Source organism: Actinoplanes sp. NPDC048791, assembly GCF_040650095.1.
Taxonomy (GTDB): domain Bacteria; phylum Actinomycetota; class Actinomycetes; order Mycobacteriales; family Micromonosporaceae; genus Actinoplanes.
Genome location: NZ_JBEZGQ010001081.1, coordinates 1 through 2,707, shown reverse-complemented (window position 1 = coordinate 2,707; position 2,707 = coordinate 1). Strand labels below are relative to the sequence as shown.

Here is a 2,707-nt window from a genome sequence, read left to right as displayed (position 1 = left end):
GCGGCCCGTCGCCGGATGGTGCGGGTCGCTCACCTGGCCCAGCACCGGCGGCCAGGTGTCGACGGCCGGTGCGATGCCCGGGCTGGGCCCGGCGGGTGGGATCGAGGGGATCATCGGGGCCTCCGCGGCGAGGTCGCGCGCACCGGTGAGTCCGGCGCGGTGCAGTTTGTGCCAGCGCAGCCGGCCGCCGGTCATGGCGGTCACCGCCGACTGGATCAACACCAGGTACATCAGCTGCCGGTACGCGAACTGTTGCAGCGGCAGGCGCCACAGCGGACGCAGCGACTCGTTGTCGAAGCGGAACGCCACGGCCGCGGTGAACAGTTGCAGGGCCAGCATCAGCCCCCAGGCGACCATCGTCGCGCTGAGCTCCCAGAAGACCAGGCCGTACAGCAGCATGATGTCGACGACCGGAGCCAGCAGCGGCAGCGCCACCCCGAACAGGGCCAGGAACGGCAGCCCGACCCGGCCGAAGCGCCCCGAGTCGCCGGAGTCGGTCAGCGCCCGGCGGTGCTTCCACATCGCCTGCATGGTCCCGTAGCTCCACCGGTACCGCTGGCGGTAGAGCTGCTCCAGCGTCGCCGGCGCCTCGGTCCAGGCCTTGGCCCGCTCCTCGTAGACGACCCGCCAGCCGGCCCGGCACAGCGCCATCGTCACGTCGGTGTCCTCGGCCAGCGTCTCGTCGCTGATCCCGCCGACCTGGGCCAGCGCCGCACGGCGGAACGCGCCGATCGCGCCGGGCACGGTCGGCATGCAGTTGAGCACCTCGTACAGGCGGCGGTCGAGGTTGAAGCCGATCACGTACTCGATGTGCTGCCAGGCCGCGACCAGCGTCTCGCGGTTGCCGACCTTGACGTTGCCGGCCACCGCGCCGACCGCCGGCCTGGCGAACGGCTGCACCAGCATCCGGATCGAGTCCGGCTCGAAGATGGTGTCGCCGTCGACGGTGACGATGATGTCGTGCCGGGCCAGCGCGATCCCGGTGTTGAGGGCGTTGGCCTTGCCGCCGTTGGGCACCCGGATGACCCGCACGTTGGGCAGGCCGAGCCGTTCGACGATCGCGGCCGTGCCGTCGGTTGAACCGTCGTCGACGACCACCACCTCGATGTCCGGGTAATCACCGCCGGCCAGGGACCGGACGGCGGCCTCGATGCCTTCCTTCTCGTTGTAGGCGGGCACGATGACCGAGACCGGTTCGGTGACCGGCGGACCCCAGGACCAGCCCGGCTTGCGGCGCTGCCGGGCGTGCCGGGTGGCGAGGGTGAGAAGCAATGCCGTACGGGCGATGGTCAGCAGCCCGACCACCAGGAACAGTCCGGCCAGGGCCCACACCAGGCCGTCGGCCAGCCGTACGGTCCAGAGCAGTCCCGTCCCGCGCAGCTTGTCCGTGCTGCTGGCCTCGGGGTTCACCGGCAGCAGCGGCACCGCCGCGGCTGAGTCCTTGCGCTGGTCCGCGATGGACAGGTTCAGGCCCTCGGTGACCGTGGTGAACCGGTAGCCGCGCGCCTTCATCATCGGGATGAAGACCCGCAGCGCCGCCAGCGTCTGGGACCGCTCGCCGCCCGCGTCGTGGAACAGGATGACCGCGGAGGTGTCGCCCTTCGGGGTCGCGTTGCGGACGATCTGCTCGACGCCGGGGCGCTGCCAGTCCTCGCTGTCCAGGTCGTTGACCACGACCAGGTAGCCCTGCTTGCCCGCCTCCTTGACGATCCCCCAGTTCACCTCGTCGATGGCCTGCGGCTTCGAGGAGTACGGGAACCGCACCAGGTTGGTGTGCACGTCCGCGGCGCGGGCGATGGCGACCTGGGTCTGCGACAGCTCGAAGGTGCGCCGCCACGGGGCCAGCCGCTGCATGTTCGGATGGGTGAACGTGTGCAGGCCCAGCTCGTTGCCGTCGGCGGTGATCTTCCGGGTCAGCTCGGGATTGCGGGCCACCTCGGAACCGACGACGAAGAACGTGCCGTGCGCGTCGTTCTCCTTGAGCACCTGCAGGACCTTCGGCGTCCACTCCGGGTCGGGGCCGTCGTCGAAGGTCAGCGCGATGGTGCGTTCCGGCAGCCGGTTGGAGCTCTCCTGGCCGCCGGTGGTGTTGATGATCGGTCCGCCGTTGCGGATGGCGGCCGGGACGCCGTCCTGGTCGCCGACCTCGGACTCGAGGTGGTCGCCGGTGAACTCGGCGTTGATGTAGGCCTGCACCACCAGCACGCCGACGAAGAGGCTGATCAGCAGCGTGCCGAGCAGGACCCGGGGGCGGGGCAGCAGCCGGCGGCGGGAGCGGCCGCGGTTGCGGTTGCGGCGGGCCGGTGGGCGGGTCACGGCGTGTCCTGGTCGCTGGGCTCCGGCTCCTCGGCGGGCTCGGCGTCGCGGGCGACGGCCACCTCGGCCCGGACGGCGACCACGGGCGCGATCTTGACGGCGACCTTGACCGCAGGCGGGGCCGGTGGGACTGGCTCCTGCTCGGCGGGCGCCTTCGTCCCGGGCTGCTCATCCGCCGAGCCGCCGCCACCGCCTTGGCCACTGCTGCTGCCGCCAGTGCTGCCACCACTGCCACCGTTGCTGCTGCTGCTGCTGCTGCTGCTGCCACCGCTACCGCCACTGCCACTGCTGCCACTGCCGCTGCCGCCGCTGCTGCTGCCGCTGCCGCTGCTGCTGCCGCTGCCGCTGCTGCCGCTGCTGCCGCTGCCGCTGCCGCCGCCCTGGCCGCCGC

At 72.0% G+C, this 2,707-nt stretch carries 1 protein-coding gene and 1 pseudogene; both read right to left on the bottom strand.

Annotated features, from left to right (window positions below):
• A partial coding sequence (locus AB0C29_RS42445; protein ID WP_360833183.1) for a bifunctional polysaccharide deacetylase/glycosyltransferase family 2 protein occupies positions 1 to 2,316 on the bottom strand: 2,316 nt, incomplete at its 3' end.
• Positions 2,313 to 2,707: pseudogene (locus AB0C29_RS42440) on the bottom strand (hypothetical protein); the annotation flags it as partial. The gene AB0C29_RS42445 and the pseudogene AB0C29_RS42440, both read right to left, overlap by 4 nt.